This window comes from Pricia sp. (assembly GCF_041745955.1).
Taxonomy (GTDB): domain Bacteria; phylum Bacteroidota; class Bacteroidia; order Flavobacteriales; family Flavobacteriaceae; genus Pricia.
Genome location: NZ_JBGTHY010000099.1, coordinates 1 through 5,227, shown reverse-complemented (window position 1 = coordinate 5,227; position 5,227 = coordinate 1). Strand labels below are relative to the sequence as shown.

The 5,227-nt window shown below is 45.3% G+C and carries 7 protein-coding genes; 4 read left to right on the top strand and 3 right to left on the bottom strand.

Going from position 1 to position 5,227, the window contains the following annotated elements; all coding sequences use genetic code 11:
• Both ACEW8S_RS03395 and lysS read right to left on the bottom strand, forming a co-directional pair.
• Positions 1-1,206, bottom strand: a 1,206-nt coding sequence (locus ACEW8S_RS03395; RefSeq protein ID WP_373516780.1) for a DUF1549 domain-containing protein, incomplete at its 3' end; no start/stop codon positions are given.
• Between the two features lie 194 nt (positions 1,207-1,400).
• Positions 1,401-3,092 (bottom strand): lysine--tRNA ligase, encoded by a 1,692-nt coding sequence (lysS, locus tag ACEW8S_RS03390; RefSeq protein ID WP_373516779.1) that lies wholly within the window; start codon positions 3,090-3,092, stop codon positions 1,401-1,403.
• A gap of 208 nt (positions 3,093-3,300) precedes the next feature.
• Here lysS and ACEW8S_RS03385 point away from each other — a divergent pair, with 208 nt between their 5' ends.
• The 4 genes from ACEW8S_RS03385 (at position 3,301) to lipB (ending at position 4,887) form a co-directional block, all read left to right on the top strand.
• Positions 3,301-3,456, top strand: coding sequence for a YqaE/Pmp3 family membrane protein (locus tag ACEW8S_RS03385; RefSeq protein ID WP_373516778.1), 156 nt, complete (start codon positions 3,301-3,303; stop codon positions 3,454-3,456).
• A 138-nt stretch (positions 3,457-3,594) separates the two neighbouring features.
• A complete protein-coding gene (locus tag ACEW8S_RS03380) occupies positions 3,595-3,831 on the top strand; it encodes a DUF433 domain-containing protein (protein WP_373516777.1) in 237 nt (78 codons plus the stop codon).
• Positions 3,824-4,165, top strand: coding sequence for a DUF5615 family PIN-like protein (locus ACEW8S_RS03375; protein WP_373516776.1), 342 nt, complete (start codon positions 3,824-3,826; stop codon positions 4,163-4,165). The genes ACEW8S_RS03380 and ACEW8S_RS03375 overlap by 8 nt, the downstream gene beginning before the upstream one ends.
• Positions 4,165-4,887, top strand: a complete 723-nt coding sequence (gene lipB / locus ACEW8S_RS03370) for a lipoyl(octanoyl) transferase LipB (RefSeq protein WP_373516775.1) — start codon at positions 4,165-4,167, stop codon at positions 4,885-4,887. Before ACEW8S_RS03375 ends, lipB begins: the two co-directional genes overlap by 1 nt.
• Before the next feature lie 55 nt (positions 4,888-4,942).
• Here the strand turns inward: lipB and ACEW8S_RS03365 are convergent.
• Positions 4,943-5,227: hypothetical protein (locus ACEW8S_RS03365; RefSeq protein ID WP_373516774.1), on the bottom strand; the 285-nt coding region annotated here is incomplete at its 5' end.

Here is a 5,227-nt window from a genome sequence, read left to right as displayed (position 1 = left end):
TTCTTCCGAACCGTATTTTTCGACCCAAGCGTTTACCCGGTCCACATTGTGCCTTTGCTTTTCATCGTAAAAACGGATATTCGGACTTTCATCCGGCGTGTCCTCGTCCCTCGAATTGTTGAAGAACGCCATGGCCTTATAGTATTCCTCATGGGTAAAGGGATCGTAGGGGTGGCTGTGGCACTGCACACATTCCATGGTCGTACTCTGCCAGACGGAGAAGGTCGTATTCACACGGTCGATGACGCTAGCCACCCGAAACTCCTCATCCTCGGTACCGCCCTCGTCGTTGTTCATGGTATTTCTATGGAAGGCCGTGGCGATCAACTGGTCCGTCGTCGGGTCGGGCAAGAGGTCGCCCGCTAATTGTTCCGTGGTAAACTGGTCGTAAGGCATGTTCTGGTTAAATGCCGAAATAACCCAGTCGCGATACCGCCACATGTTCCGCCCCTGATCTTTTTCATAGCCTTTAGTATCGGCATATCGGGCCAGGTCGAGCCACCAACTGGCCCATTTTTCGCCATAATCCTTTCGGGCCATTAAGGTGTCGACCATGGTTTCGTAAGATAGGTCGTCTTCCGTAAATGCCTCGAAAAGTTTTTGATCGGGCGGTAATCCCGTAAGGTCAAGGGCCAACCTTCGTGCAATGATATTTTTTTCTGCGGATGGATTGGGTTGGAGGGCCTCGTTATCAAGCCGTGCAAGAATAAAATTGTCAATACCGTTTTGAACGAAGTTGGATGAACCGTCCGCTGTAAATCCCGCTTCTTGGGATATGGCGGGAACTTCCACTTTTTCGGGAAGCGAATACGCCCAGTGTTGGCCCCACTCCGCCCCTTGGTCGATCCATCGGGTCAGCAGATCGATTTCTTCATCCGATAGCGGCGGTTTTTCGTAGGGCATGCGATGCTCAGGATCGGTCTCGTTGATACGCTTGATCAGTTCGCTACTTGAAGCGTCACCGGGAATAATCGCCGGTTTTCCGGATTCATTGTCCGCAAAGGCCTCTTTCTCGAACAGTAGACTAAAGCCCCCGTTCTTTTTTACCCCGCCGTGGCAGGTAATGCATTTATTGTTGAGAATCGGTTTTATCTGGCTACTGAAATCGACACGGTCCGATTCGCCGCAGGACTGTATGATGCCTACCGCAAACACTAGCGCTGCGACCGAGAGTTTCTGTATTCCCTTGTGACTTTTCTTTTTCATCTTTGTTAAGATACGCATTTTTTAAAAGGATAAATGCCAATAATGAATAGATGATCTAAAAATAGGAAGATATTTGGGATTGAAAAATAGACAATTTTATGGGATATATGGACTATTTGATTATTAATGGGATGTTTAGCTTCTGGGATTACACCGGTTTTATATGGATGGCCTCTCGCAATATCTGCCTAACTTCAACTTTTCAGGGCCACAATCTTTGTATTTCCATCAACTACAACCTTGATTACTCCCTGCTTCGTCAATCCCTTCATTGACTTGTCCCATTTTTTGCCGCTAAGTCCGACTTGGGATTTGAGTTCGTCGAGATCCATACCGCCAGTTGGTTTAAGAAGCGCAACAATGGCTTTCTCTTCATCGGTAAGTTCTGGGGCTTTCTTTTCGGGCCGCATCTGAGGAAAGAAAAGCACTTCTTGAATCGATGCATTATTGGTCAACAGCATCACTAGACGGTCAATGCCGATTCCGATTCCAGAGGTCGGGGGCATTCCGTACTCAAGGGCACGAAGAAAATCTTGATCGATGAACATAGCTTCGTCATCCCCTTTTTCGGAGAGTTTCAGCTGATCTTCAAAACGTTCGCGCTGGTCGATGGGATCGTTGAGCTCGGAGTAGGCGTTGGCGATTTCCTTGCCGTTGGCAAAGAGTTCGAAACGCTCGGTCAAGGCGGGATTATCGCGGTGCTGTTTGGTCAGTGGACTCATCTCTTTCGGATAGTCCGTTATAAATGTGGGCTGAATGTAATGATGTTCGCATTTCTCGCCAAAAATAGTGTCGATGAGCTTGCCCACGCCCATGGTCCCATCTACCTCGATATGCAGTTTTTTGGCCGTTTCGCGCAGTTCATCTTCCTCCATGTCGGCTACGTCGAATCCTGTGTGGATTTTGATGGACTCCAAAATCGGGATCCTGGGGTAGGGCGCCTTGAATTCGATTTCGTTCTTGCCTACGGTAATCTTAGAACTTCCGTTCGCTTCTATGGCCACTTTTTCCAAAAGTTTTTCGGTGGTATCCATCATCCAATGGTAATCCTTATACGCTACATAGAGCTCCATCACCGTGAATTCGGGGTTGTGGGTGCGGTCCATACCCTCGTTGCGGAAATCCTTCGAGAACTCATAAACCCCGTCGAAGCCTCCTACAATCAGGCGTTTTAAATAAAGCTCGTTCGCAATACGCAAATATAGGGGAATGTTCAGCGCATTATGGTGCGTCAAGAACGGACGCGCCGCCGCACCACCGGGAATCGGTTGTAGAATGGGCGTTTCGACCTCCAGATATCCCATATCATTATAAAATTGACGGATGGTATTCGTAATCTTGGTACGCTTGATAAAAGTTTCCTTTACCTTCGGGTTGACCACTAGATCGACATAGCGTTGGCGGTAGCGTTGCTCCGGATCGTTGAATTCGTCAAAAACATGGCCTTCCGCATCCTTTTTTGGAAGGGGTAGGGGTCGCAACGCCTTGCTCAGCATCCTAAAACTTTTGACCATAACGGTCTTTTCCCCGACCTGTGTGGTGAAAAGTTCGCCCTCGATACCGATAATATCCCCGATATCCAACAATTTTTTATAGATGTCGTTGTAATGGGATTTATCCTCCCCGGGGCAGATTTCATCCCGGTTAAAATAGACCTGGATACGGCCTGCACTATCCTGCAATTCCGCAAAGGAAGCCTTCCCTTGGATGCGTCGGGACATCAACCGACCGGCGATTACCACTTTTTTTCCATCCTTATAATCCTCTTTACTACTTTTGGATGTAGCATTTACGGGATATAAAGCGGCGGGGTAGGGGTCGATGCCCATTTCGCGCAATTTTTTCAATTTATCCCTTCTGATGGTTTCCTGTTCCGAGAGTTGCATTTGTTTTCTATGTTGAGCCTACAAATATAGGATATCAATTTGAAGATTTGAGGATGTGATGATTTGAAAATTGACCGATGACAGGTGACAGGTTACCGGAGACGGATGATAAGAAATTATAAAACATTCATCTTCTAAACTATTTTTGTAACGATCGGCGCTTTTTCTCGTCCTATGAATACATCATCAATCAAAAAATCAAATCACAATGAGTTTTATACGCGTATTGCTCGCCATTCTTTTTCCACCCTTGGCCGTTCTCGGAAAGGGTTGCGGTTCTTTTCTGATCGTGCTGCTACTTACTTTCTGCGGATGGGTGCCGGGGGTTATTGCGGCCTTGGTTATTTTGAACAATCCGAATTAATAATTTCCTCCCCCGCCCGTATCGTTCGGGTGCGCCAACTCGTGCACTCCTTTCTCTACGCTCATCGGATGCAGTATAGGGAGGGAACATGTTCCGTATTTTAAATCGGCATACTGCTAAATTTAGTATCTTTATCGTATGGAGTATATAGCTAAACGGATAACCGTACATCCCGACCTCTGCAATGGTAAGCCTACTATTCGCGGTCAACGCATTACCGTTGAGTCTGTGCTGGATTATTTGAGCGCGGGGGAAACGAATGCTGAAATCCTTAAAAATTATCCTTTTCTTGAGGAAGAGGATATTTCTGCATGTTTGGCATTTGCATCATCCTTGTTGAAAAACAGTTATGAGATAAAAAATTATCATGGTTAGATTTTTGGTTGATGCCAATCTTCCTAAATATTTCAGTTTTTGGTCGTCGGATGAGTATCTTCACGTCTCCGATTTAGGCACCGATTTATTGGATTCACAAACTTGGACCTATGCCAAAAACAATCAATTGACCATAATTTCAAAGGATTCTGATTTTTCCGCTAGAATTATCAATAAAGAACCACCTCCGAAGGTGATCCACGTTAAGATAGGCAATATGAAAATCGGAGAGCTGTACGATTTTATTGGAAAAAGGTGGGAAGAAATTTTAGAAATGAATACCAAATGCAAATTGGTAAAGGCATATTCGGATAAAATTTTAGGAGTTGACTGATGGGTAAGAACAGAAAAATCAGGATACGTGACCTCGGCCTAAAGGACTACAAACAAACCTGGGACTACCAAGAAAAACTTTTTCGGGAAACTCTCAATATCAAAATCAAGAACAGACGGGAGGTTACCGATTTAAAAACCCCCAACCATTTCCTGTTCGTAGAGCACCCCCATGTCTTTACCTTGGGCAAAAGCGGCGATATCAAAAACCTGCTGGTCGACGAAAAACGCTTAGAAAAGGAGGGCGCCAAATTCTACAAAATAAATAGGGGAGGTGATATCACCTACCACGGCCCCGGACAAATCGTCGGCTACCCAATCTTGGACCTTGATAATTTTTTTACCGACATCCACAAATATCTGCGGTTTTTGGAAGAAATGGTTATTTTGACCTTAGCGGAATACGGACTGAAAGCTCAACGTTCTAAAGGTGAAACTGGAGTCTGGTTGGACGTCGGCACACCATTTGCCCGGAAGATATGTGCCATGGGCGTGCGTGCCTCAAGATGGGTTACCATGCACGGATTTGCATTGAATGTAAATACGGATTTGGGCTACTTTGATTTGATGATTCCCTGTGGGATAGAAGGGAAAGTGGTTACTTCGTTGAATGTGGAGTTGGGGAAAAAGGAAGTGGATATAGATGAGGTAAAGGAAAAATTACTGAACCATTTTGCCCAACTTTTTGAAGCGGAATTGCTAAAAGAAAAAACCGAGGTTTAGGGCCTCGGTAATTTACTATTAGGCGTTTTGTATATTGGGGTCGACTCAAGGTTTATTAAAAAGACGACACCCCAGGATGATAGTGGGTGAGATGCACATTTAAACGTTTTGTAATGGTGTTCGGGCTGCCGAACTCGCCGCCAAAATCACTTACCTCAAATTCAAAATAAGTGTAGACACTATTACCTCTAGGTATCAATTTTCCCGGTAATACGTTACCGGTGAGGGGATTACTCCGATTTCCGGACCATTGAACGATAGTTTCTCTATCGGTTTCATGCAAATGCCACGGGCTAGGTATTGCATCTACAAGAGATATATCGCCATAATGGATTATTTT